Origin of the sequence: Streptomyces sp. NPDC005263 (assembly GCF_042872365.1) — a bacterium.
Lineage (GTDB): Bacteria > Actinomycetota > Actinomycetes > Streptomycetales > Streptomycetaceae > Streptomyces.
In genome coordinates this window covers 13415-37795 of sequence record NZ_JBIAKJ010000016.1, presented here as the reverse complement: position 1 = coordinate 37795, position 24381 = coordinate 13415, and the positions used below count along the sequence as shown (strand labels likewise).

The following is a 24381-nucleotide window of genomic DNA, read 5'->3' as shown; positions in this document are numbered from 1 at the left end:
GCCATGCTCCAGTTCGCGCTCAAGCGCTTCGGCTCGGCCCTGCTGGTGATGTTCGCGATCAGCGTGCTGGTGTTCCTGATCTTCTTCGCCACCCCGGGAGTCGACCCCGCGGCCCGCATCGCGGGACGCAACGCCGACCCGGCCACGCTCGCCCAGGTACGGCACTCCTTCGGACTCGACCGGCCGATGCCCGTCCGCTATCTGCTGATGATGCGTCACCTGCTCGTCGACCGGGACCTGGAGTCGTTCGTCAACCGGGGCTCCCGCGTCATCCCCCAGATCCTGCAGGCCACCCCGGTCACCCTGTCGCTCGTCATCGGCGCGGCGCTGATCTGGATGACGGTCGGCATCATCATGGGCACGGCCGCGGCGGCCCTGCGCGGCAAGGCCGCCGACCCGCTGATCATGCTCGTCGGCGTGGTCGGCGTCTCCCTGCCGGCGTACTGGCTCGGTGAGGTGGTCAATCTCATCACCCAGAAGCAGCTGCACGACTCGGTGTTCTCCTGGGTGCCGCCACCGGGATACGTCGGCCTGAGCCAGGACGCGGGCCAGTGGGCGGTGCACATGCTCTTCCCCTGGCTGACCCTGGCGCTGCTGTACGCCGGTATCTACGCCCGGCTGCTGCGCGGCGAGGTCGTCACCGCGCTGAACGAGGACTACGTCCGCACCGCCCGCGCCAAGGGCCTGTCGGAGCGGCGCATCCTGGTCCGTCATGCCCTGCGCTGTTCCCTCATCCCCATCGTGTCGCTGTTCGGCCTGGACTTCGGGGCGCTGGTGGGCGGCGCCGCGCTGCTCACCGAGGTGGTGTTCGGCCTGCCCGGCATCGGCAAGCTCACCTTTGACGCCCTGCAGAACCTGGACCTGCCCGTGATCATGGGAACCGTGCTGTACGCGGCGTTCTTCGTGGTCCTCGCCAACGCTCTGGTGGACATCCTGTACGCGCGACTCGATCCGAGGGCCCGCCATGCCTGAACCCCTGCTGGACGTACGTGACCTGCGGGTGTCCTTCCGCACCCGCCAAGGCTCCGTCACCGCCGTCGACGGCCTCTCCCTCTCGGTGGCGCCCGGCGAGATCCTGGGCGTGGTGGGCGAGTCGGGCTCCGGCAAGAGCGTATCCATGCTGGCCGTGCTGCGGCTGCTGACCAACCCGAACGTGACGGTGTCGGGCGAGGTCCGCTTCCGGGGCCGCGACCTGCTCGCGCTCCCCGACAAGGAGATGCGTGCGGTGCGGGGCCGGGAGATCGCCATGGTCTTCCAGGATCCGATGACCGCGCTCACCCCCGTGTACACGGTCGGCTGGCAGATCGCCGAGCAGATACGGGCCCACGACCGGGTGTCCCGGCGGGAGGCCCGGGCGCGGGCGGTACGGCTCCTGTCGGACGTCGGCATCCCCGACGCGGGCTCGCGGGTGCACGCGTACCCGCACGAGTTCTCCGGCGGCATGCGCCAGCGCGCGGTCATCGCGATGGCCCTGTCCTGCGATCCCGCCCTGCTGATCGCCGACGAACCGACCACTGCCCTCGACGTGACCGTGCAGGCGCAGATCCTCGACCTGATGCGGGAGCTCAACGGGCGCGGATCGGCGGTCGTGCTCATCACCCACGACATGGGGGTGATCTCGCAGATCGCCGACCGGGTCCTGGTCATGTACGGCGGCCGGGCGGCCGAGGAAGGCCCGCGTCGGGCGGTGTTCCACGGCCCTCGGCACCCGTACACCTGGGGCCTTCTCGACTCGGTGCCGCGGGTCGGCGGTGCCCGGCTGCGGCGCCTGCCCACCATCGCGGGCGTGCCGGTCTCTCCGGGCGCGCTCCCGCAGGGATGCGCGTTCGCGCCGCGCTGCCGGCTGCGGCACGACCGCTGCGCCGAGCTGCCCGCGCTGGCCGCGGGCGACGGCGACGCCACCCACCGCGACGCCTGCTGGCTGCCTCCGGACGACCGCGGCTCGCTGCGCCTGACGGCACGGGCGGCGGCGACCGGGGGTCCAACCCTGGAGCCCGACATGGAGAAGGAGGCGACACCGTGACGGCGCAGAACATCGCGGCGGCGGACGACACCAGGGACGCCCGGCCCGACCGGGTGGACCCCTCCAATAACGCGGGGCTCGACGGGGACGTGCTGTTGCGCGCCACGGACGTCACCAAGCACTACCAGTTGCGGGCCGACGGACTCACCCGGCGGCGCAGGGTGCTGCGCGCCGTGGACGGGGTGTCCCTGGAGGTCCGCGCCGGAGAAACGCTCGGCGTCGTCGGCGAGTCGGGCTGCGGCAAGTCCACCCTCGGCCGCTGTCTGGTCCGTCTCACCGACCTCACGGGCGGCCGGGTCGAGTTCGACGGGCAGGACATCAGCACCCTGTCCACGCGCCGGCTGCGGCCCGTGCGGCCCGGGATGCAGTTGGTCTTCCAGGACCCGCAGGCCTCTCTCAACCCTCGCCGCCGGGCCGGGGACATCGTGGCGGAGCCCCTGCTGGTGCACCGCTACGGGGACGCGGCCGCGGTCCGCCGCCGGGTCGCCGAGCTCTTCGACGTCGTAGGGCTGGCGGCCGGGCATCTGGACCGGTATCCGCACGAGTTCTCCGGCGGCCAGCGCCAACGCATCGGCATCGCCCGGGCGCTGGCCACCGACCCGAAGCTGATCGTCGCCGACGAACCGGTGTCCGCCCTCGACGTGTCGATCCAGGCCCAGGTGCTGAACCTCTTCGCCGACCTCCAGGAGGAGTTCGCGCTCACCTACGTCTTCATCGCCCACGATCTCGGCGTGGTCCGTCACGTCTCGGACCGGATCGCCGTCATGTACCTCGGCGAGATCGTCGAACTCGCCGAGACCGAGGCGCTGTACGAGGCCCCCGACCACCCCTACACCCAGGCCCTGCTGTCCGCGGTCCCCGACATCGACGACGGCAGCCCGGCGGCCGACGGTGCGCGTCGGGAACGGATCGTCCTCACCGGGGAGGTGCCCAACCCCGTGGACAAGCCCACGGGGTGTCCCTTCCGCACCCGCTGTCCGTACGCCCGCGAGCGCTGCGCGCTGGAACGTCCCCGGCTCACCCCGACCGGCAACGGCCGCCAGACCGCCTGCCACTACCCGTTGACGAGCGCGTCACCCGACGTGGGAGATGCGGCTGACGCCGCATCGCGGCAACCCCGTATATGACGGAAATCGTGAACCTGCGCCCTCCCGGAATTCCCAGGAGCGTCGAGCCTGGAGATGTGTGAAACCAATGAGCGGGACGATCTGTCCGCTCAGCCCAGCGATGCGCTCACCGTACGCAACTCGTCCAGGGCCTCCAGGACGTACCCGGTGAGCCCGTCCTTTCCGTCACGGTCGCCCTCGGACCATTCGGCGAACCCGCGCTTGAAGGCGAGGATGCCCAGCTCGCTCGCGAGGGCCGCGGCAGGGTCGGACAGGCCGCGGGCGACCAGGGCGGTCGTCATCGCGGCCGCGAGGCTGACGGTCTTGAGTGCGTCACGCTCCTGAAGCTCGACACTGGCGGCGACGGCAGCCTTCAGGCGCGGGGCGAGTTCGCGATTCATGGGACCCATCGCGCTCGACGCGCGCTCAAGACCGGCAGCGACCGCCTCGAGCGGGCTGGCGTCATCGGGCGCCTCGGCGATCCCCTCGGTCAGCAGCCGGCTCAGCGTCTCCTGTCCGGCCACCAGCAGCTCTCGCTTGTCAGGGAAGTACCGGAAGAAGGTGCTTTTGGTGACCCCGGCGCGCTCGGCGATCTGCGCGACCGTCGTGGCGTCGTATCCCTGCTCGGTGAACAGGTCGACTGCGGCCACGACAAGGCGTTCGCGTGCGCCTGGTTCCCATCGAGCCATGGCCCCATCATACGTGATGGGACTCTTGTCCCGTCACCCTGCTAGGGTGACGGGACAAGAGTCCCATCACTTGGGGGAGAGCTCCATGCACGTCTTTGTCACGGGTGGCACCGGTCTGATCGGTTCCGCCGTCATCGCCGAACTGCTCGGCAACGGCCACAGCGTCCTCGCGCTCGCCCGCTCCGACGCCTCCGCGCTGGCCGCCGAGGCGGCCGGCGCCGAGCCCCTCCGGGGAGCTCTCGCAGATCTGGACGTCCTTCGCTCCGGCGTCGCTCAGGCCGACGGGGTGATCCACCTGGCATTCGCCAACGACTTCAGCAGCCCCGACGCCGTCGCCAAGGCGGTCGCCGAGGAGAGTGCCGCCCTCGCGACCCTCGGCGAGGAACTCGTCGGCAGCGACCGGCCCTTGGCCACCTGCTCGGGTACGCCCCATGTGCCGGGCCGTGCCTCCACCGAGGCCGACCCGCTGCCGACCGACGGGCCGGTCGGTGGGCGTGGCCGCGCCGTCACAGCGGTCCTGGGCCTGGCCTCGCGCGGGGTCCGGAGCACGGCCGTACGCCTGCCGCGCACGGTCCACAACCAGGGCACGGGCGGGTTCGCCGGCTTGCTGACCGACATCGCACGCCGGACCGGAGTGTCCGGCTACCCGGGCGACGGCACACAGCGCTGGCCGGCCGTGCACGCGCTCGACGCGGCAGTCCTCTTCCGGCTCGCGCTGGAACAGGCGGAAGCCGGCACCTCCTGGCACGCCGTGGCCGACGAGGGAGACCAGGTGCGTGACATCGCCGCGGTCATCGGCCGACGGCTGGACCTGCCGGTCGAGTCGGTGCCGTCGCAGACGTACGGCCCTCTCGGCCCGATCTTCGCGAACGACCAGGCCTCGTCCAGCGCCCGCACCCGGCAGACCCTCGGCTGGGAGCCGAAGCACCTCAGCCTCCTGGAGGACCTGGAGAACATCCAGCCCTGAGCGGCGACCGGAAGGTCCGCTTACGGCGCTCGCGCCGACAGTGGCAGACCCTCACCCCCCACCCACTCCGCATCGCCGCTTAGCGGCCATTCACGTCCACAACCAACAGGTCCACACCACATAGGTGGCCCCCATCGTGGTGGCAGTTGTCTTCGGCGCTCGCGGTAACGTCGCTCGTCACGTGGCCGACGGGCTGCTGGCCGCCGGTGAGCAGGTCAGAGCAGTCAGCAGGACCTCATCCTCGGGCTCGACGCCCGGGTGGGAAGCCGTCGCCGCCGACCTGGACCGTCCCGAGACGCTGCCCGCGGCGCTCGACGGCGCCGACAAGATGTTCCTGTACGGAATGCTCGACCCCCAGAAGCCCTACGACATCGAGAAGGTCGCTGCGGCGGCCACAGCCGCGGGGATCCGGCAGGTGGTCCTGCTCTCGTCAGTGTCGGTGGTGAACCACGACGCCGACCACCCGGTCCCCCGCCTGAACCGCACGATCGAGCAGGTCATCCAACGGTCCGGCATGGACTGGACGTTCGTCAGGCCAGGGACGTTCGCGATCAACACCCGCACTTGGTGGGCCGAATCGATCCGCACGGACAACGTCGTCCGTCTTCCCTATCCGCTCGCACAGTCGGCACCGGTGCACGAGAAGGACATCGCGGCGCTTGCGGTGACCGCCCTGACCGAACCGGGTCACTCGCACCAGGCATACACCATCTACGGAGCCCAGTCCCTGACCCTGCAACGGCAGGTCGAGTACATCGGCGAGGCCCTCGGCCGCCGCATCCGGGTCGAACACGTCTCCGACGAGCAGGCTCGCGTGGACATCGGCAGAACAATGCATCCGGTCGTGGCCGAGGCGATCGTGAGTCAGTGGGCCGCTGCCGACGGCGTCCCGGCCCTGACCTCCGTCATCGCCGAAAAGATCACCGGCACGCCGGCGCACACATACGCCCAGTGGGCCGTCGACCACGCCGACGACTTCCGCTGAGCTTGTCGGAGATCAGTGGCGTGGCGTCAACCGCTGTACCGATGTGTCCCGAGGCCGACCACGTGCCCCCAGCGCCTGCCCTCCACCGTGCAGTCGTGGGCGAGCAGCGGGCACCGGGGCCTCCTCCGACCGCCCAGCCGTCTCGTAGAGCATCCGCCACAGCGTCTTCTCCCGCAGGTGAACCTCGCGCCGGGCGATGAGCCGGTCCACGGCCAGCCTCGAGCGGGCCGGGGTCTCGGAGTCCGGCACCGCCAGCCGCTTCGTCCAGGCCGGGGCCGCCGGGCCGTCGTAGCCGTACTCCGCGCACCAGCCCAGCCACGACCGCACCGCCGCCCGGCGGGCGTTCCAGGGTGTTGACCGCTGCGGTGCCCCACCGCAGTTCCAGGGCCTCGCCGATCTCGTCGTCAGATCACGCGGAAGAGGTCGGCGGCGTGGACGTCGGTGAGGTCCTCGACGGAGCGGAGGTTGTCGCACAGAGCCTCCAGGACCGAATCAGCTTCGGCGACGCGTGGAGCGCCGACGGCCACGCCGAAGACCCGGAAGCCCAGCAGTCGCTTGGCGTCGTTCCAGCCGCGCATCCATTCCTCGGTGACGCCGCAATCGTCGTCGGTGAGCATCACGGTGTCGCCGCGTGTGCGAGCGGCGTCGTTGAACTCCTCCTCCATCAGTTCGCCGCGCCTTGGCCCACACCTCCCGAGTGACCCCGCCGGGCCCTGCCTCGTACATGGAATGCGAGGTGTCTACGCACGCGATGATGGCGCCCCGGCCGGTCGTCTGCTCTCCCTGGCTGTCGTAGAGCATCAGCTCCCCGGCGGCGTAGCGCGCGGCGAACACCGCACGCAGCTCAGGCAGGCCGAGATTGGCCAGTTCGGAGGGGATGATGCGGGAGAGGTCATCGCCGAGCGTGACGCCGATCAGCTCCCCGACGGCGTTCTCCACCTTGCGGGCGCGCTCACCGTCGGCCATCTGCCGGAATCGGCCGATCAGCTCGGCCCACTGTGCGAGATGGCCGGTGTGCAGCCGCTCGGTGAGCCGGGCGCGCTGGTCGAACGGCATCCGCTCCAGCTCGCCGGGACCAACGCCCCATGCCCGCATCAGCGCGGTCTCTTCCCGCGCAGCCTCGGCAGCCTTCGCCGCCACGTTCCGCGCCTCGGCACGGATACCGGGGGCTGTAGCCGCGAGGGCCTGCGCGGCGTCCTGGGCGGCCTGCCGCGCAGCGGCCTCGGCGGCACCGGCAGCCTCGATCGCCTGGTGTACGGCGTCGGCGCCATCGGACCAGTCCGCCCCGTCGGCAGCCTGCTGGAGCGCGTCGCCCACTGCGGTCGCCGCGCCTTCGGCGTCCCGCCGGGCCTTCCTAGCCTGCTCGGCCTGTTCCTGGGCGTCGAGGGAGCGCTCCAGCATCCGGCGCAGCGCGGCGGCCTGGGCGAGCACGGCCATGGCGGCGGCGTAGGGGTCGCCGGCCGTCTCCCGGTGCAGCTCGGCGAACTCCGGTGACTCCACCAGTGAGGTGATGACCTGGTGGTTGACCAGCCGGGAGGGGGTCATCTCCGCGCGCTCGCGCAACCGCGGGCTGACCTTGTAGGCGGACAGGAACACGTCGGTCAGGAGGTCGGTGGTGTGGTCGTAGTGGTCATACCGCTCGTTCAGCTCTTCGGCCAGATCGCGCAGTCCGGCCGACTGTTCGTAGGTGTCGGCCAGGTCGAGCGCCTCCTTGGCGTCGGGGTTGACCAGTTGCGGCACCTCGCGCTCGACGGTCGGGCGCTCGGCGGGGGAGTCCCACAGCACGTGGGTCAGCACCGACAGGTCGGTCTCGGCGCCGCCGGGCGGCCGTCGAGGTACGCGGACGCCTGGAGCAGGCCCACCGCCTGCCGCCAGCGGCGGTCGGAGGCGACGAGTTCCTTGCGGCGCAGAGCGGCCCGCAGCGTACACACCGCGTCCACGATCACGTCGGGGACGTCCACGGCCGGGACGGCTTCGGTCACGGCGTGCTGCAACGCGGCCAGTTCGATGGTGGTCCGTGTCGGCGCCTCCGGGCGGCGGACGGCGGAGCGGACCAGCGCGGCGAAGTTCGAGGGGTCTTCCAGATACCCGACCTCGATCCGCACCAGCAGCCGGTCCTAGATCGCGGCCGAATCCTCTTCGCCGGGTAGTTCGTTGCTCGCCGTGATGGCCCCGATCAGGGGGCAGCGGATCGGCTCGCCGCCGCTCTCGGGGTGGTAGATCCGTTCGTTGAGGTAGCCCAACGTCTCGTTCAGCGCCGCCGTGGAGCACTTGAAAATCTCGTCGATGAACGCGACATGCGCGGTCGTGGCGCGGCCCTCGTAGACCTGGCGGTACTCGCCCCAGGCCATCTCGGACTTGGCCGTTCCGGGCGGGCCGAGCACCAACGAGTGCTGTCCGGCCAGCAGCGTCACCACGAGGGTCCGTACCACGTCATCCCGCTCGTAGGAACGGTCCGACAGCTCGTCGCTGATCGCCCGCAGCCGCTTGGCCGTGTCCTGCGCGTCCTGCGCGCCCATATTCAACTCCTCGCCAGTGAAGCCTTGTTGGGCGCGATACGACCCTTCCCGGATCCAGATGCCGCGAATGAACTCCGTCGCCGAGCGCTGGATACAGACCTGCCGGCCGAACTTGCGGACAAGTGCGCGACGCCACCGAGCCGGGGATGGACGGGGGCGACGCTGTCCTCGAAGACGTTCTCGTTGACACTGCCGGCGATGTCCGGGTGGGTCGCCGGGTTCCAGCGCTCGAAGTCGGCCCGGGGCATCAGGTAGGTGGTGTTGGGGAAGGTCGGCACCCAGGCGCTGTCGACGAGGCGGGTGGTCCAGCCGACGTGGTCGACGTGCAGGTGAGCGTTGACCACGAGGTCGACGTCCTCGGGCCGCACGCCGGCCCGGGCGAGGGTGCCGAGGTAGTCCAGCCGCAGGTGGTCCCACGCCGCGACGGCCGGGGAGGTGTGCTCCCCGGCCGGGTGCGCTGACGGGCGCGGTGCTGAGCGGTGCTCAGCCGCCCAGGTGGGCGAGGATGAGGTTGGGGTCCTTCGCGGTGAGGTAGGCGGCGCTCGCGACGTGGACGGTGTTGCCGCGCAGGGCGATGGAGGTCGGGCCCTGGAGGCCGTCGGCGGCGGTCAGGACGGTGGTGAGGGTGCCGTCGGGTCGGATCAGTGCGACCTGGTTGACGGTGTTGAGGGCGGCGATGATCTGGTCGCCGTGGCCGGTGAAGGCGAAGTCGTCGATCCCGGTCAGGCCGGTGGCGGTGACCTGGGCGGTGCCGGCGCGCCCGTCGGCCAGGATCGGGATACGGACGATGGTGCCCTTGTCGAGGTTGGTGGCCCAGAGCGCCCCGTTGTGGATCTTCAGGCCGTTGGCGCCGAGGAACCCGGCGGGGGCCAGCGCCGGGTCGGTGGACCAGGTGGTGGCGGTGCCGCCGGAGGCGGGCACGCGCCAGATGGTGCCCAGGGTGGAGTCGGTGACGTACAGGGTGCGGGTACGGGGGTCCAGGGCCAGGCCGTTGGGCAGGCCGGCGGCGGGCAGTGCGGCGATGCGCTGCGGCCGGCCGCCTGGGCGCAGGCGCCATACGCCGGTCAGGTCCGCGGTGCCGGTGGCGTACAGGAAGTACAAGGTGCCGTCCTGGGCCCGGACGACGCCGGTGGTCAGCGGGAAGCCCAGCGCCGGGGTGTGGATGCCGCCGTCGGCGGGTTCGGGCAGGGTGGCCAGGATCCGTACGCCGCCGCCACGGGAGATCGCGGCGACCTGGCGGGCCTTGGCGAGGGTGACGTACGCGGTGCCGTCCGGGGCAAGGGCGAGGTTCTCCGGTGTCTGGCCCTTGGCCAGGTCGAAGTGCACGGTGGTACGCGCGCAGCTGAGCGGGTCGGAGGCGGCCGACGCCGGGGCCGGAGCGGCCATCGCGACCGCGGCGGCCAGGACGGCGGCGGACACGGCGGCCTTGGAGAGCTTGGTGAACACGGGGTTCCTTCACTGCTTTCGGGCATGCGGCAGCGGCACGCCGACGCATGAGGGTGGAGGGTGGAAAGATGCCCGGCCGGGCCAGCATGCGCGGGCGCCGACGGGAGGGAGGGATACGGGGTCAGCCGGTGCTGAGCCGGCTGTCCGAACGGGCAGGGGCGGCCCGGGTGGTGGCCTGGGCGAGGAGTTCCAGGGCGGCGCGCGAGGGTGAGCCCGCCGCGGTGGTGGCGACGACGACGCTGGGGCCCGGCCCCTGGCTCAGGGTCTGTTGCATCACGGTCAGTGAGCCGACCAGCGGGTGACGCATCTCGTACTCGGCTACCGCGCAGGCCTTGACCCGGTGGTCGGCCCACATCGAGGCGAAGTCCTCGCTCTTCGTGCTCAGCTCACCCAGCAGCGTGTGCAGTGCGGCGTCCTGCGGGTACTGGCCCGCCACCAGGCGCAGATTCCCCACCACCGCCCTGGCCTTGCCCGGCCAGTGCGCGTACAGGTCTCGGATATGGGCGTCCAGGAATACCAGCCTGGCCATGTTGGGGCGCTGCGCCGGTACGTCCGGTGCACCGGGGGCGAGATGCCCGGCGAACAGCGCGTGGCCCAGCCGGTTCCACGCCAGGACGTCACTGCGCCGGTCGATCACGACAGCGGGAACGTCCCCGAGCGCGTCCAGCAGTTGGGCGGTCGCCTCCGTCATGCGCTCCGGCGCCGGGCGCCGCCCGCTACGGGGCTTGGCCGGTCGGGCCAGGTCGTGCAGGTGCCGGTGCTCGGACTCGTCCAGGCGCAGGGCCCGGGCGATCGCGTCCAGCACGTCGGGCGAGGCGCCCAGCGAGTGCCCCTGCTCCAGGCGGGCGTAGTAGGAGGCGCTCACCCCCGCCAGCAGCGCCAGCTCCTCGCGGCGAAGACCCGGCACCCGCCGGCGCTCTCCGTAGGTAGGCACGCCGGCCTCTTCGGGGCGCAGCTGCGAGCGCCGCGTCCGCAGGAAGTCCCCGAGCTGTGATGTCCCGTTCATGGCACCGAGTATGTGCCGACCCGCGACGCACAGCCTCTCCCCGCCGGGGATAGGCACCAGCGGGACTGGCTCCCCGGCCCGAACGGCGATGAGCTGAGTCCCACCGCATCCCGCACTCGTACAGGAGGAACGCCTTGAGTAGCACGACCCGCGAACACGACCGCATCGAAATCCTGAACGCGTCGGATTTCGCCTTCACCAGGGGCGCATGGGTCGACGCCGCCCCCGCACGGGTCTACGACCTCATCAGCGACGTGTCCGCCATCCACCGGTGGAGCCCCAACGCCACCGACGTCGCCTACGACCAGAACGCCGGACCCCTGGTCGGCGCCTGGTTCAGCGGCCGCAACCACAGGAACGGCAAGCAGTGGACCACCCGCTCCCAGATCACGCGGGCCGAACCCGGCACCGCCTTCACCTTCGTCGTCGGCGGCGCCGACGACGGCATCGTGCGATGGAGCTGGACCTTCGAGCCCCGAGGGCGCGGAACCCTCGTCCAGCAGTCCTGGCAACTCCTGCGCCTCGACCCGGTGCTGGGCACCACCTCCGCCGACCTCGACGCACTGCGCGACTACATGGCGGACAGCGCCGAAACCACACTGGCAGCCCTCGCCCAATGGATCGCCGAAGGACGCCACCCCCACACCGCACGCAGCCCACGCCGCACCTCCAGCTAGTACGAGAACCGCCACACCGCCCTCGGAGCCCCGCCCTAACCAAGATCACCGGCTTGGCGTCAACCTCTCCGATGTTCACCGAGGGAGTGGCTGGAGGGACTGGAAGTACAGGCTGTGGTCGGCCATCGGTTCGTGGGCCCGCGGCGGGATCCGCGGGTCCAGCACGGGATCCCAGACCTCGCGTTTCCACCAGGAGCGCTGGTCGTAGGCTGGCCACAGCATCTGCTAGTAACGCCGCAGCACGGTCCCGGTGTTGAGGCCCCTGCGCCCTTGCCGGGTAGGCGGCCATAGTGCCGGGCGTAGGCCGCGGCCAGGAACCGTTCCCACTCGCGCGTTGTCAAGGCGGCATAGGACATTACCGTTCCGGTGGCAGCGGGTAGGGGCCCGGGCCCTTGAGGGTTCGGTGGATCGGGGAGGTCACTGTGTGGCGCAGTCCGGGCAGTCCGGCCACACTCTGGGTCAGGTAGCGGTACAAGAGTTGCGCCGAGTCCACCTGGATGCTCGCGTGCAGGTTCGTCGCGCCGGTCACCGCCGCGGCGAAGGACACTTCGGGATGCGCTGCCAGGGCCTGGCCTGCCTCGGCCAGCCGCGCGGGGTCGATCTCCAGCCAGAGCGCGATCCTGAGCTTTCGGTGCAGGACGTCGGGGTGGTAGTCCACGTCGAAGTACAGCACGCCTTCGGCGCGTAAATCGTTGATGCGGCGGCGCACTGTGGACTCGGACAGCTTGGTGGCCGCGGCCAGTTGGCCCACCGGGGCCCTTCCGTCGCGGGCCAGCAGGTCGAGCAGCAGCCGGTCGCGGTCGTCCAGCACGACGGGCTCCGAGCCGACTGTCCGCCCTCCGTCCGTCGGCCGCGGGGTCAGCGCGGCGACCTGTGCCTCGGTCAGCGGTCCGCTCTTGTTGATGGAGCCGAGGTCCTGGCCGAAGAACACATGCAGGACACAGTGCGCGGAGACGTCGACCACTCGGGGGGTCCGGGGCAGCTCCTGCACCAGGATGGGCTCCTCCAGGCCGGGCCCGCGCGCGCGAACCGCGGCCATCGTCTCCGTTCCCCCCGAGGTGAGGTTGACCCAGGTGGTGTCCGTGCGCCGGGCCAGCGCCGAACCGATGGAGGAGGCTGCGTCCGGAGTGCACCGCACGCGCACGACCCAGGACAGGTCCCCCAGCCGGAACGGATCGGTCAGACCCAGCACGCGCAGTTTCCCGGTGGCGCGCAGGCGGGCAAAGCGGCGAGCCACGGTCTGGTCGGAAACGCCGAGCACGGCCGCGATCTCGGTGAAGGAGGCGCGGCCGTTGAGCTGGAGGGCGTGTGCCAGGGCCAGGTCTTCATCCGTGAGGCGACGCCCCACACTGTCGGGACTGTCGAGATACGTCTTCACGACATCGATTCTAGGGAATCCGCGCACATTCAGCCGCGGGAGTCATCTGATCGCGCGCACGTCGTCAACAGTTGTCGAGGACCGGGTTTCGGTCCGTTCCCCGATCCCTGAATGGAGATGACGACATGCGTAAGTGGGGACCGCTCATAGCGGTCTGTCTCGGCGCGTGCATCCTGCTGGTGGACGTCACCATCGTGAACGTCGCGCTGCCCAGCATGGCCCGTGACCTCGGCGCGTCCTTCGCGTCGCTGCAGTGGGTCATCGACGCCTACGCGCTGGCTCTGGCGGCGCTGCTGCTTGCCGCCGGCGCGTTCGCCGACCGCTATGGGCACCGGCGAGCCTATGCGGGCGGGCTCGCACTGTTCGCCGTGGCCTCGCTCGGGTGCGGCTTCGCTCCCGATGCCGGGGCGCTCATCGCCGCCCGGGCTGTGCAGGGCATCGGCGGAGCCGCCATGTTCGCCACCGCTCCCGCTCTGCTGCTCGTCTCTTACCAGGGGCGGGACCGCGGTACGGCCTTCGGGCTGTGGGGTGCGACCAACGGGGCCGCGGCGGCGGCGGGTCCGCTGCTGGGCGGCGTCCTGACGCAGCGCCTCAACTGGCCCGTGATCTTCTGGATCAACCTGCCCGTCGCGGTCGTAGCCATCGTTCTGACCCGGCGCTTCATGGCTGCCGACCGGCCGGCAGCGGCCGACCGGGAGAACCGCATCGACCTCCCCGGGGCCGCGACCTTCAGCGTGGCCGCCGGCGCCCTCGTCTACGGACTCATCCGCGGGTCCGACGACGGCTGGGGCTCGCCCGGCACCCTGGTCTCCTACGCTGTCGCCGCGCTGGCCTTCGTGGCCTTCGTGGTGGTGGAACACCGCACCGCCCACCGGGGCGAAACCCCGATGCTGGACCTGGCGCTGCTGCGCAACGCCTCCTTCACCGGGCTGTTGACCGGCGCGCTTCTCCTGCAGGCCAGCGCCTTCGGCTGCCTCGCGCTCGTGTCGCTGTGGCTGCAGTCCCTGGCCGGACTCGCTCCCATCGGGGCAGGACTCGCTTTGACCCCGCTCGCGGCCGCGTCGTTCCTCGTCTCGGCCGTGACCGGCCGGCACATCCAGCGGCTCTCCCCGCGCCTGCCCATCGGGCTCGGTCTGCTGCTGGTGGCGGCGGGCATGCTCCTGCTGCGCGCCGGTATGACGGAGGGCGCGAGCGCGACCTCGCTCACCTGGGGGATGGTCGTCACCGGTCTCGGGGTGGGCCTGGCCACGCCCGTCCTTGTCTCCGCCGCCACCTCCGCCGTGCCGCGGCAGCGCGCCGGCATGGCGGGCGGAGCCATCAACACGGCGCGCCAACTGGGCATGACCCTGGCCATCGCCGTCCTCGGCGCCGTCTTCGCGAGCAATGCGGCCACCACGCTTGCAGACGGCGAGCTGCCGTACGCCGCCGACGCCGCCAACGCCCTGGCCTCGGGCCAGGCGAACGAGGTGATCGCCTCCGCACCGGCCGGGCACCGCGAGGCGGCGGCCGACCTCGCCCACCAGGCTTTCGCCGCTGGGCTGGACCACGTCTTCCTCCTCTCGGCTCTGGCCGCAGCCGCCGGCGCCGTGGCCGTACTGCTCCTGGTCCGTCCGTCACCCGCGTCCGGCTCCGACCGAACCACCGAGACCGCGGGCAAGGCATCCACCCCTGCACGGACGTGACGCCACGCCGGGACCGGCGGGAACGAGGGCGCGGTCCATGGCTTCGGAACCGGTGGGAGACAGGACGGCGAACAGGGCGCGGTCGCCGCCCGCGAGCCGCCGGGCTGCGGCGACGGGCTGACCCCACGGCGCCCAGTGATCGGCCTGCAGGCGGACACACCGAGCGGTGGCAGGAACCACTCAAGACAGTCATGACAGAAGGACGTGCGAAATGGGAAATGCAGTGCTGGTCCACGGGGCTTGGAGTGACGGCTCGATCTGGCAGGAGGTCATAGGCCACCTGCACGAACAGGGCCATCAAGCACTGGCCGTCCAGTTGCCGATGACCTCACTCGCGGACGACATCGCCTGGACCCGTCGGCACATCCACGCGCTTGAGGGACCGGTCACCCTCGTCGGACACTCGTACGGCGGCACCGTCATCTCCGGCGCGGCACTTGAGCATCGCAAGGTCAACTCCTTGGTCTTCGTGGCCGCCTACGTGCCTGGCGCGGGGGAGACGATCGGCATGCTGAGCGACAAGGGTGCCGAGATGCCGGGCCGCGCGGCCTTGCGGTTCGCTGCGGACGGCTGGTCGGACGTGGACCCGGAACTGTTCGGTGACGTACTCGCCCACGACCTGCCGCCCCGCCTTGCCCGGCGCCTCGCCGCCGTGCAGAAACCGACCCATGGAGCCTGCCTGACGGCCCCGGCCTCTGCGGGCGCCTGGCACGACCTCCCCTGCGGCTACGTGCTCTCCGCCCACGACCGGATCCTCGATCCGCAACTGCAGCGATGGTTCGCCACACGCGCCGGAGCCGTAGTCACCGAGCTCCCCAGCAGTCACTTCTCGCCACTGTCCCATCCCGAGGAAGTGGCCGCGGCAATCTCGGCGTTGCTGCGGCCCGAAGAGGATTCCGCAAGCTGATCCGAGCTGCGGCCCTGCCCTTCGATTCCCAGCGCTGGCACGGTTCATGTCCGGTCCCGCGCGGGCCGAAGCGGGCTGAGCGCGGCGGGTACGCCGGGCTCAGCCCGGCGGCATCGGCGAGATCCGCCGACGTGCGTGCCCCGCCTGGCCCTACGTCGCCGCCCTGGATCAACTGAACGCCCCTGGACGGCCCTTACGACCTGTGCCAGGTGGGACCGTCATGGCTCAGAGGGGGTGGTGACCGCCCTGCGGCTTCGGCCTGCGGCTATCGAACTGGCGGCGGCGCGGGGGCACGGGGCACGGCGGGCCAGGGCGCGTATCGAGTCGTGATCACCAGAGACAGCGGTTAGTTCCGCGGCCGGAGCACGGCCGAGAAACGGTGTTGCCCTCGCCTGCGGTGATCACTAAGGTCGGTCGCGTGACTGCCGGGTCGGCCTTGGGCCATGCACGAGTGAGTTTCCCGGCCTCGGCGTGAGCCCGAGGCGGGCCAGAGGCCCGCCCCCCTTGTCCGCGTCTTTGCTCCCGGCGCCGTCGTACGGCGCCTTTCCAACGGAACCCAAGACCGGAGACACCTCACTGATGTCCTACGACCAGCCGTACCCACATGCCGGCGTCCAGCTGAACCACACGGCTGTCTACGCGAGCGACCGCTACCTGTCCGCCGAGTTCATCGCCGCGATCCTGGGGCTGAAAGTCGGCGCACCGTTTGGGCCGTTCCTGCCAGTTGACCTCGGCAACGGCGTGACGCTCGACTACTGCGAGAAGAGGGACGAGCCGATCCAGCCGCAGCACTACGCCTTCCTCGTGCCTGACGAGCAGTTCGACGCCGTGATCGCCCGTCTGGAGGCGGTCGGGGTCACCTACTATGCGGACCCTGGCCACACCGACCCCGGCCGGGTCAACGATCTGTTCGGTGGTCGTGGCGCTTACTTCAGCGACCCGGACGGTCACAATATGGAGGTCATGACTCGGCCTTACGCCCGCCCATAAGGCATGACAGGGCGGTGATCAAGGGGCGCCTCGGGTGAGGTCTTTCATCCAGATCATCGAGGCGCGTAAGTGGAGGCCGACGAGGTGGCTGTCCGGGTCTCGTGCTTCACGGGGCCTCCGCCGGCTGATCGCGGCTCATGACGTCGCCAATGACCGAGGCGACGTGGGGAAGGCTCCAGTACGCCGAGTGGGTCCACATTCCGGTGCTGGCTTGATGGCTGACGGGGAGGTCTACCGGGGCCGTACCGTCGTGCAGTTGGAATACCTTGGAAGCGGCGAAGGCCAGAACGTCCAGTGGTTCCCACAGATTGGTCCAGCGGTTCAGTGAAGCCGGCAAGCCCACGGGCATGCTGCCTCCGTAGGGAGCCAGTTGTCCTCCCCGTGGGTCGCAGACATGGAAGAAGGCCGCCTGGGAGCCGAACGTGACCAGGGACTCGGTCCACAAGGGCACCGTGGCGGTGGCCATGTCGACGGCGATGACACCACCCAGGCTGTGGGCCGCGATGCGCACCGGGCTGGCGGCGCTGCGCCCAAGGTCGGGATGTACATTGTCGATGACCTGGCGTACGCGGGCGTGGATAGCGTCCCGGTGGCGTTGGTAGACGAGCACATCGCCGAGGAAGCGTGTGGTGCCGGGCGCGAATCGGCTCCGTACGGCGTGGTTCAGCCGCGCGCCCACCGCCTGAACGGCCGCGCCCGCGACACGGTCGAGATCGTTCAGCCGACGTCGCACCAAGGAACGTACTCGGTTGTGAACGCCCGAGCTGCCGCGCAGTCCGTGGTACGAGTCGTCTCCCTCGGGATCGGCTTCATCCAGCAGTGACCGTGCCGGAGACCGCCCAGCCTCCCTCAGCAACTGTGTATCGCCGGTGCGGCACAGCCACTCAGTGTCGGCCCACGCCTCCGTCACATACGCCATGATCTGATCAGGATCGAGCCAGGGACGGTCTCCCTGTCTCAGTCCATCGTCTTCCGCAGGGTTTCCTTCACTCAGCTGTGTACGGACTGCGTCCTCGAACTGCGACAGTTGCCGGGCTTCGTCGATCGCTTCGGCGAACAGGGCTGGAGTGACGGGCTCAGCCGCTACGGGCTCCGGTTCCTCGCCGTCGCGCAAGGTGTCTCGATCGCGGTAGTAGGTGGGCAGTGCGGCGTCGATGAACTGGTCCTGTGCCCCCAGGTCACCCCAGTGGACCGGCACCATGTCCACTCCGGCCGCCGCAGCGAGCGCCGACACGGCCGCGGTGAATTCGGCCTGGTCGCGATGGGCGACGCCGTGGATGACGAAGACCGGATCCTTCACGTACTACTCCCTCGATGCGGTGATGTGCACGGTCGCGGCCGGGCTGCCGTACACGGCATAGGCCAGCCATGTCGGATCGCCTTCGTGCAGGTCGCGGGTTGCCTGTCGGGCCACGAGTGAAGCCTTGCCGAGCGGCTGCCGGTGGGTGATCAACTGGTCGTAGAAGGCTTCGGCGAACTGCAGTGCCGATCGTGACCGTACGGGCCAGAGAGTGCCGACGAACGCCCCGGCCCCCGCGTTGAGGAACTGAGGTGCCCATCCCAGGCTCTCGCCGAACCAGTCGATTTCTCCGGCGCTTCGGCAGGCGTTGAAGAACACGAGAGGGCGGTGGGTGCGCAGGGAGCGCAGTTGTGCTGCCGACGCCAGGTCGATGGGGTCGAACGGTCCGTCGGCCATGGTCACGCACGAACCGGAGCCCGTGAAGGCGTTATGGCAGGCGAAGTGGAGCAGGCCAGCGTGCCCGCCCTCGATCAGCGCGGTCAGCGCTGCCCGCTCGGTCACCACTCCGGCATCGGACACCGCCGTGCCCAAGCGAGCACGAAGGGATGTCACTTCCTCGCCCGCGTCGTCCGGGGAGCCGGGAGGTACCACGAACGCTACGCCCGGCAGGCTCAGGCTGCGGACTCTGTCCTGACCGTGCACCCTGCGTACGACGGGGAGCCATTCCGCCAGGAAACCTCTTCCCTCATGTCCCTCGTTCAGCGGGTATAGCAGCTCCCAGGGGATGATGTCGTGTTCTCCCAGGACGGTGAAGGCTCTGACGTGGTCGACCTGTTCCCAGAACTGGCTCTGGATACGCTGAGGGACAACGGATTTCCACAGCTCTACGCCTTGACTCTTCAGACGGTTGCTCAGCCACGAGATATCCCCGCCTCCACCCGTCGCTGCGGCCTTCGCGGCTTTCCTCAGCTCGGCGTAGATGGCCTCCGAAGCCTTGCGGGGGTCACCACCCCGGAAGTCGACGATCTCTCGTGCATAGAAAGTCTCGCTGATCAGCTGGAAGCTGAAGGCGCCGTCCCCGCTCTCCTTCAGGACCTGGAGAGTGACCTCTCCGGGATCGAACGCCACGGAGGCCAGCGGTGCGTGGCGCTCTGGACCGTCTCTTGTGACACTGCCGAGCCCGACCGACATCTGACAGGTCACCTCACCGAGGAAGGTGCCACCCCGAAACGCCCGAACCATCACCTCATGCAGCCCTGGCTTCTCTGCCCGCAGCCGGAACAGCAGCACGTCCGAGTCCCGGCCGGGCACGACGTGCAGTTCCTGGTACAGGTCATCGACGGCCTCAAGACCAGGGGCGTGAACGGTGACAATCACCTGCGCCCCGCCCGGCGGGAGAAGGAAGGAGCGCAGTTGCACACCCCTCTTACCGCCCTGGACGATCTGCACATGCAGTGGCACCACCTGGCCGGGCGAGGTTTGCTCGGCCAACTCCGCGACCAGCGACCGCGGTTCCATCGAACCGTCTTCGCTGGGGTCGAGACCAGAAGGCGCAGTGAACGGCGGCTGCGGAGAATTCGCCGAGGTCACGTTCGGCGGGGAATGCGCGGGCGGGGCGGCGGGACCGGTCACCGGAGACGGTGGCGTCGAAGCGAGCTCCGAATCGTCCGAGCCGCTCTGCATGTACCAGGCTGGCGGGACGAAGTCGATCGTGGACTCGCCCGTTTCGCCAGCGTCGTCGGAGGTCGTCCACCCGTCACGGTCCCAATTCGCCGTGAGCCGGCCCGTCGAGGCAGCAGGCTCGTCGCTTGGCGCACCCGGGACGTCCAGCTCGTCGTTGGCTTCGGCCTCCTCGAGCACCGCGACTGCGGTGGTAAGCCGGTATAGCTCGAAGGGACCTGGCGGCGCGGCACTCCGTGGACCGGGAGCAGGACGCTGCGGGCTCTCAGCACGGGGGCTGAATACGTTCGGAGCTTCGGCAGCGGGAGCATGGGACGTGAAGTTGCACTGGGGTACGGACCGCTCGGGAGCGGCAGCGTCAGTATGACTGCGATCCCTGGCGGCGAGGCGGGCTCGAAGGCGGCGCAGGCAGCGCTGGCGCAGCGGCCCGATGCTGCCGATGGGGATACCCAGTGCGGCGGACACCTCCTGGTAGGTGGGCGGCGGAGAGGCCATCAGCGTGCGTAACAACATCCTGCAGTTTTCGCCGAGTTGCTCGAATTCCTGCCACAACTGCCTGACCCGCTCTGTCTCAGCTGCCGCCTCCTCGGAGTCGAGGAGTGACTGCTCAGGCGTACGGTCCTCGCTGACTGTGTCAAGCAGCTGCGGATCGTCCGTCGGGGCCAGCCGCCTTAGGCTCTTGAGCACCTTCAGGCACTCGTGGCGCGCCGTGCTGGCCAGCCACACCCCCGTCTTGTCCGGCTCGCGGATCCGCCCGGCCTGCTGGGCGAAGCGGAACCAGACAGTCTGGTACACCTCGTGGGCATCGGCATCGGATAACCGGTGCGCGCGCACGACGGACCACACCAGCGGGCTCAGCCCTTCCACGAGCGCCTTCCATGCTGCCGCGTCGCCATCGACGGCCGACCGGACGAGCGCGCCAACTTCTGTTCGGTCCACAGCACACCCCTCCTACGGCAAACCATCGTATGCACGTCTCGAAATGCGACGGCGCGAGATCGACGGAATTCAGCAGACAAGGAACGGCGGAACGCGGCAGAGACTGTCCAGCCGGCTACCGTTCCTCCAGCCTGCGTCGGGCCGTGATCGCGGTCGTGTCGAATGAGCGCAGTGAGGTTTTCTCAAAGGCTAAGTTTCGACGTCTCTGCGGGATCCGGTGTGGACCACTTCGAGTATGCGCGGCCTTCGTCAGTGAGCCTCCGATGACCTGCGGGTTCGACCTTCCAGACAGTTTGAGGCCGCCTCGTGAGTCTCCTCCTCCGAGAGGAACGCTCCCAGGATCCTGACTTCCTCGCCCTGGCCGGGTCTTCCAGGATCCGGAAAAGCAGGTACAGATCCTCGGCAGGCTCACTGGGGCCCGGCAACCGCGACGGGGTTCCGCCCGCGCACGCCGGTCGCCGTTGACGCAACCACCTGGTTGCCATAATATCGCAATCAGATGGTTGCTATACCTGTGGAGGTAGTCATGGCATTCCCTGACCGCATCGAGCGGACCATCGAGATCGCGCACACGCCGGCCACGGTGTGGGCCGCGCTCACCACGGCCGAGGGACTGAGCGCCTGGTTCGGCCAGCAGGCGGGGATCGATCTGCGCCCGGGCGGCTCGGCCTGGATGAAATGGGACGGCGGCCACACCGCCGACATGCGGGTGGAACGGGTGGAGGAGCCGACGGTGTTCGGCTACACCTGGAAGGTCCCGGGACTGCCCGAGGACGATCCGCGCCGCACCTATGTGGAGTTCACGCTCGAACCGGTCGCCTCCGGCACCCGGCTGACGGTGGTCGAGACCGGCTTCGCCCAGCTCCCGGACGAGGTCCGTGGCAAGGAGTACGACGACCACACCCAGGGCTGGACGCACGAACTGGGCGAACTGGTAGACCACCTCGATGCCGCAGTCTGACACCGAGGCGATCGCCGAACAGGTCTTCGCCGCCCTGGCCGACCCGAGCAGGCGCGCCATCCTGGCCTCGCTGGCTTCGGGAGGGCCGGCCACGGCCACGGACCTGGCCGCGCGGCTGCCGATCACCCGGCAGGCGATCGCCAAACACCTGGCCCTGCTGGCCGAGGCCGGCCTGGTGATGGCCGAACCGGGTGAGCGGCGCCGGGTGCGGTACCGGCTGTGCTCCGCGCCGATGCAGGTGGCGCAACAGTTTCTGGCCGCGCTGGCGCGCGACTGGGACGGCCCGCTCGGTGCGCTGAAGGACCACCTCGACGACCAGGCGCGCGGATCCACGTGACGGGGACCGGCGCGGAGGGAGATCCGATGGTGCACGCCGAATCCCAGCGGCCGACCGAGCCGGCGATCGCGGCGGGCGTGGCACTCGGGCTCGCCGCGGCCTGCTGGGCGGTCTCGCTCTGGCTGATGCGCGGCATGACATGGGGCTCGCGACCAGGCCCGGGTCGTCGGGGCTTTTCGCCGCGACGTGGACGACGATGATGGCGGCGATGATGCTGCCGGGCGCGGCTCCGGTCCTCGCCAGGCATGTCCGCCGGAACGGCGGGTTGCGTGGTGCGCTGCCGTTCGCCGGGTCCTACCTGGCCGTCTGGGTACTCGTAGGCATGGTGGCGTACGCGCTGGACCGGCCACACGGGTCAGCGGCCGCCGGCGTGGTGGTGATCGCGGCGGGCGTTTATGAACTCACGCCGGTCAAGCGGCACTTCCGGCAACGCTGCCACGAGGACGCCGGTGGCGGACTCAGGTTCGGGTTGTACTGCGTCGGCTCCGGCATCGGGCTGATGGCGATGCTGGTGGCACTGGACGTGATGAGCCCGCTGTGGATGACGGTGGTCGCCGTCCTCATGTGCGCCCAGAAGCTGCTGCCCGCGAAGATCGCGATCGACGTTCCGGCGGCCTTGGCGATCACCGGGCTTGGACTGGTGATCGTCGTCGCACCCTCCCTGGTCCCGGGGCTCGCACCACCACCGATGTAACGGCAGGCAGCAAGACAAGTACATCGAAAGAAACAAGAAACAAGAAACAAGACAAGGAGACAGGCGATGACAACTCATAAGAGGGGGACACGCGAGGAATGGCTGGCTGCGCGGCTGGAACTGCTCAGGGCGGAGAAGGAGCTGACCCGGCGCGGTGACGAGCTGGCACGGCAACGGCAGGAGCTGCCCTGGGTCCGGGTGGACAAGGACTACCGCTTCGAGACCCACGAGGGCACGGTGTCACTCGCCGACCTGTTCCAGGGACGCTCGCAGCTGCTCGTCTACCATTTCATGTTCGGGCCCGACTACACCGCCGGATGCCCGTCCTGCTCGGCGATCGCCGACGGCTTCGACGGCTCCGTGGTCCATCTCGCCCACCACGACGTCGCGTTCTGGGCGGTGTCACGGGCCCCGCTCGCCAAGCTCCACATGTACCGGCAGCGGATGGGCTGGAGCTTCCCGTGGGCGTCGTCCTACGGCAGCGACTTCAACTTCGACTTCGGGGTGGCACACACCGAGCAGGAGTGGGAAGCGGGAGCCGTCGCGTACAACTTCGGTGAGCAGGACCTGCGGCCGGCGACGGCCGAAGAGAAGGGTTCCCGCGACGCCTTCAGCCAGTCGATCGTAGACACGGACTGGCAGACGTATCGGCGAGAAGGCCCCGGCATGAGCGCGTTCGCGCTGCAGGACGACGCCGTCTACCACACCTACTCGTCGTATTCCCGCGGCCTGGACGGCCTGTGGGGCATGTACCAGTGGCTCGACCGCGCCCCCCTCGGGCGCAACGAGAACGGCTTCTGGTGGCGCCGCCACGATGAGTACGACAACCAGTGAGGGTTTCTCAGCGGATGATCACCTCGCCCCCCCGGCTGCGTCTTCGCCGCCGCGCGCTGGGCGAGGACGGCGCGGTGGGCCTCGATGGCGTGCTTGGGGTAGATCGCTAATGGTGGAGTCGGGTACTGGAAGTCTCGGAATACCTCAGCCATTACGGACCCATGCCGTGACGGCGTCGGCGAGTCCGAGCGGGTTGGCGGCCTCGGTTCGGCGGGCGATCCCGTCGTAGTAATCGAGCTCGTGAAGGACCACGGGCACAGGCTTGCCGATCGCGCCTTCAAAGACGCCGGCGTCGTGAAGGTGGCGAGCGAGGGCCTGGGGCGGGTTGGAGTGCTCGTCTTGAAGGAGGCGGCCCAGGTCCACGACGAAGCCGCACGCCCGGCCGACGCAATGGCGGGCCGCGACGTGAGCCACGAATTCGGCCAGCCACGCGGGCGGGTCGGGCAGTTGGTCACGGAGATGTTCGCCGCGGATGAAGGGGTGTCCGGGGTGTCGTTGCCAGTAGGCCGAGCACAGTACCAGCCGGGTATGACGCCTGAGCTGCCCGCGCTGACGTCAGTTCCGCGGTGGCTGTTTCTCCTGCCGGGGCCGCGAACAGGAGCCGCACCAGCCGGTCGCCTCGCGTAGATATCCGGCCCCTACACAGCGGGGACACTGTTCTTGGGAGGCCAGCCGTTCGGCTCGGCGCCGGCGGTCCCGACACAGCCGGTTCTGCGGCGATCGCACCGGATTCCCGCACTCCTCCCAGACTCGCGAGTACAGCACACACCGGCCGGTGTCCTTTCAGGCCCGCAGTTGCGTCTGGTCCGTCTCAGTGACTGCATAGCCTGGCACGGACGGCCATCGAACGGTCAGTACCACCGACTCTTCCTCTGCAAGCCACGAGTGATCGACTCCGTGCCCCCAGACAACGTAATCACCCTGCTCTTCCAGAAGGACACTTCGGCCGGGCAGTTCGACGCGGAAGCGGCCACGGATGAGAACCAGGAGAGCCGTGCGTTCCTCGCCTCTCACCCACTGCGATCGCGCATCAGCACGGGGGTGGACGCCCCATTTTATTTCCAGGGCCTCGCTGTGGCGCGGGTCGCCAACGTCCTTGAAGTGCCCGAGGAGCCATCCTCTGTCCAGGGCCGCATCCTGGCCCGCGTTGCCCACGTACACGCTGTCGTTCACATGGCCGAACGCTAGCAGCCGCTTTTGTGCTCGCAGTCAGCGCTTTCGACACACGGCCTCGGCCGGCAGGTCGCCCTGGACGGTGATCCACAGTCCTTCCTTGGCCATGCCCTCTTCTCGTCCCGGTCCCATTCGCAGCTGGGCAACT

Annotated in this window: 22 protein-coding genes and 4 pseudogenes; 13 read left to right on the top strand and 13 right to left on the bottom strand. The window is 69.7% G+C overall.

Features of this window, described 5'->3' with window-relative positions; translation table 11 throughout:
• The first annotated feature begins 3 nt into the window (after positions 1–3).
• From ACFYRY_RS40345 to ACFYRY_RS40335, 3 genes are all read left to right on the top strand, one after another.
• Complete coding sequence (locus ACFYRY_RS40345; protein WP_389157724.1) at positions 4–972, top strand: ABC transporter permease; 969 nt, start codon at positions 4–6, stop codon at positions 970–972.
• Positions 965–2023, top strand: a complete 1059-nt coding sequence (locus tag ACFYRY_RS40340) for an ABC transporter ATP-binding protein (protein ID WP_389157721.1) — start codon at positions 965–967, stop codon at positions 2021–2023. Before ACFYRY_RS40345 ends, ACFYRY_RS40340 begins: the two co-directional genes overlap by 8 nt.
• Before the next feature lie 89 nt (positions 2024–2112).
• Entirely contained in the window at positions 2113–3150 is a 1038-nt protein-coding gene (locus tag ACFYRY_RS40335) for an ABC transporter ATP-binding protein (RefSeq protein WP_389157807.1), read from the top strand.
• Positions 3151–3239: 89 nt separating this feature from the next.
• On the opposite strand, the gene ACFYRY_RS40330 is transcribed toward ACFYRY_RS40335, so the two are convergent.
• Positions 3240–3818, bottom strand: a complete 579-nt coding sequence (locus tag ACFYRY_RS40330) for a TetR/AcrR family transcriptional regulator (protein ID WP_389157718.1) — start codon at positions 3816–3818, stop codon at positions 3240–3242.
• An 85-nt stretch (positions 3819–3903) separates the two neighbouring features.
• Between ACFYRY_RS40330 and ACFYRY_RS40325 the strand changes: the two genes are divergently transcribed.
• Together ACFYRY_RS40325 and ACFYRY_RS40320 are read left to right on the top strand one after the other, a co-directional pair.
• Complete coding sequence (locus tag ACFYRY_RS40325) at positions 3904–4785, top strand: SDR family oxidoreductase (RefSeq protein WP_389157715.1); 882 nt, start codon at positions 3904–3906, stop codon at positions 4783–4785.
• A gap of 124 nt (positions 4786–4909) precedes the next feature.
• The gene (locus tag ACFYRY_RS40320; protein ID WP_389157712.1) at positions 4910–5770 is read left to right on the top strand and encodes an NAD(P)H-binding protein; all 861 of its coding nucleotides are present in this window, start codon (positions 4910–4912) and stop codon (positions 5768–5770) included.
• A gap of 120 nt (positions 5771–5890) precedes the next feature.
• Here the strand turns inward: ACFYRY_RS40320 and ACFYRY_RS40315 are convergent.
• From ACFYRY_RS40315 to ACFYRY_RS40290, 6 genes and pseudogenes are all read right to left on the bottom strand, one after another.
• Positions 5891–6179, bottom strand: a pseudogene (locus ACFYRY_RS40315) (site-specific integrase); the annotation flags it as partial.
• Positions 6175–7468, bottom strand: a pseudogene (locus ACFYRY_RS40310) (hypothetical protein). The pseudogenes ACFYRY_RS40315 and ACFYRY_RS40310, both read right to left, overlap by 5 nt.
• A pseudogene (locus ACFYRY_RS40305) lies at positions 7448–8289 on the bottom strand (AAA family ATPase); the annotation flags it as partial. The pseudogenes ACFYRY_RS40310 and ACFYRY_RS40305, both read right to left, overlap by 21 nt.
• Positions 8290–8291: 2 nt before the next feature.
• Positions 8292–8657 carry an MBL fold metallo-hydrolase gene (locus tag ACFYRY_RS40300; protein WP_389157709.1) on the bottom strand — a complete coding sequence of 122 codons (366 nt, stop codon included), beginning with the start codon at positions 8655–8657 and terminating at the stop codon, positions 8292–8294.
• Positions 8658–8772: 115 nt separating this feature from the next.
• Positions 8773–9735 (bottom strand): SMP-30/gluconolactonase/LRE family protein, encoded by a 963-nt coding sequence (locus ACFYRY_RS40295; protein WP_389157706.1) that lies wholly within the window; start codon positions 9733–9735, stop codon positions 8773–8775.
• Between the two features lie 121 nt (positions 9736–9856).
• Positions 9857–10741 carry a helix-turn-helix domain-containing protein gene (locus ACFYRY_RS40290; protein ID WP_389157703.1) on the bottom strand — a complete coding sequence of 295 codons (885 nt, stop codon included), beginning with the start codon at positions 10739–10741 and terminating at the stop codon, positions 9857–9859.
• Positions 10742–10875: 134 nt separating this feature from the next.
• On the opposite strand from ACFYRY_RS40290, the gene ACFYRY_RS40285 reads away from it, so the two are divergent.
• Positions 10876–11418, top strand: a complete 543-nt coding sequence (locus tag ACFYRY_RS40285) for an SRPBCC family protein (protein WP_389157700.1) — start codon at positions 10876–10878, stop codon at positions 11416–11418.
• Between the two features lie 355 nt (positions 11419–11773).
• Here the strand turns inward: ACFYRY_RS40285 and ACFYRY_RS40280 are convergent, their stop codons facing one another.
• Complete coding sequence (locus tag ACFYRY_RS40280; protein ID WP_389157698.1) at positions 11774–12796, bottom strand: Lrp/AsnC family transcriptional regulator; 1023 nt, start codon at positions 12794–12796, stop codon at positions 11774–11776.
• Positions 12797–12921: 125 nt separating this feature from the next.
• On the opposite strand from ACFYRY_RS40280, the gene ACFYRY_RS40275 reads away from it, so the two are divergent.
• From ACFYRY_RS40275 to ACFYRY_RS40265, 3 genes are all read left to right on the top strand, one after another.
• On the top strand, positions 12922–14478 hold the full coding sequence (locus ACFYRY_RS40275; protein ID WP_389157695.1) for an MFS transporter: 1557 nt from the start codon (positions 12922–12924) through the stop codon (positions 14476–14478).
• Between the two features lie 211 nt (positions 14479–14689).
• Positions 14690–15385 carry an alpha/beta fold hydrolase gene (locus ACFYRY_RS40270; RefSeq protein WP_389157692.1) on the top strand — a complete coding sequence of 232 codons (696 nt, stop codon included), beginning with the start codon at positions 14690–14692 and terminating at the stop codon, positions 15383–15385.
• 579 nt (positions 15386–15964) lie between these two features.
• Entirely contained in the window at positions 15965–16375 is a 411-nt protein-coding gene (locus ACFYRY_RS40265) for a VOC family protein (RefSeq protein WP_389157689.1), read from the top strand.
• Positions 16376–16481: 106 nt separating this feature from the next.
• Here ACFYRY_RS40265 and ACFYRY_RS40260 read toward each other — a convergent pair whose 3' ends face one another.
• The 3 genes and pseudogenes from ACFYRY_RS40260 to ACFYRY_RS40250 all read right to left on the bottom strand — a co-directional run.
• Positions 16482–17675 carry a hypothetical protein gene (locus tag ACFYRY_RS40260; protein WP_389157686.1) on the bottom strand — a complete coding sequence of 398 codons (1194 nt, stop codon included), beginning with the start codon at positions 17673–17675 and terminating at the stop codon, positions 16482–16484.
• Positions 17676–17678: 3 nt separating this feature from the next.
• Entirely contained in the window at positions 17679–18806 is a 1128-nt protein-coding gene (locus ACFYRY_RS40255) for a CHAT domain-containing protein (protein ID WP_389157804.1), read from the bottom strand.
• A gap of 864 nt (positions 18807–19670) precedes the next feature.
• Positions 19671–20234: pseudogene (locus tag ACFYRY_RS40250) on the bottom strand (RNA polymerase sigma factor); the annotation flags it as partial.
• Positions 20235–20760: 526 nt separating this feature from the next.
• Here ACFYRY_RS40250 and ACFYRY_RS40245 point away from each other — a divergent pair.
• From ACFYRY_RS40245 to ACFYRY_RS40230, 4 genes are all read left to right on the top strand, one after another.
• Complete coding sequence (locus tag ACFYRY_RS40245) at positions 20761–21195, top strand: SRPBCC domain-containing protein (RefSeq protein WP_389157683.1); 435 nt, start codon at positions 20761–20763, stop codon at positions 21193–21195.
• Positions 21182–21532 (top strand): ArsR/SmtB family transcription factor, encoded by a 351-nt coding sequence (locus ACFYRY_RS40240; protein WP_389157680.1) that lies wholly within the window; start codon positions 21182–21184, stop codon positions 21530–21532. Before ACFYRY_RS40245 ends, ACFYRY_RS40240 begins: the two co-directional genes overlap by 14 nt.
• A gap of 139 nt (positions 21533–21671) precedes the next feature.
• The gene (locus ACFYRY_RS40235; RefSeq protein ID WP_389157678.1) at positions 21672–22226 is read left to right on the top strand and encodes a DUF2182 domain-containing protein; all 555 of its coding nucleotides are present in this window, start codon (positions 21672–21674) and stop codon (positions 22224–22226) included.
• A 66-nt stretch (positions 22227–22292) separates the two neighbouring features.
• Entirely contained in the window at positions 22293–23060 is a 768-nt protein-coding gene (locus ACFYRY_RS40230; protein WP_389157676.1) for a DUF899 domain-containing protein, read from the top strand.
• Positions 23061–23204: 144 nt separating this feature from the next.
• Here the strand turns inward: ACFYRY_RS40230 and ACFYRY_RS40225 are convergent, their stop codons facing one another.
• A complete protein-coding gene (locus tag ACFYRY_RS40225) occupies positions 23205–23474 on the bottom strand; it encodes a hypothetical protein (protein ID WP_389157673.1) in 270 nt (89 codons plus the stop codon).
• Positions 23475–23843: 369 nt separating this feature from the next.
• On the bottom strand, positions 23844–24233 hold the full coding sequence (locus tag ACFYRY_RS40220; protein ID WP_389157671.1) for a signal peptidase I: 390 nt from the start codon (positions 24231–24233) through the stop codon (positions 23844–23846).
• Between the last annotated feature and the right edge of the window lie 148 nt (positions 24234–24381).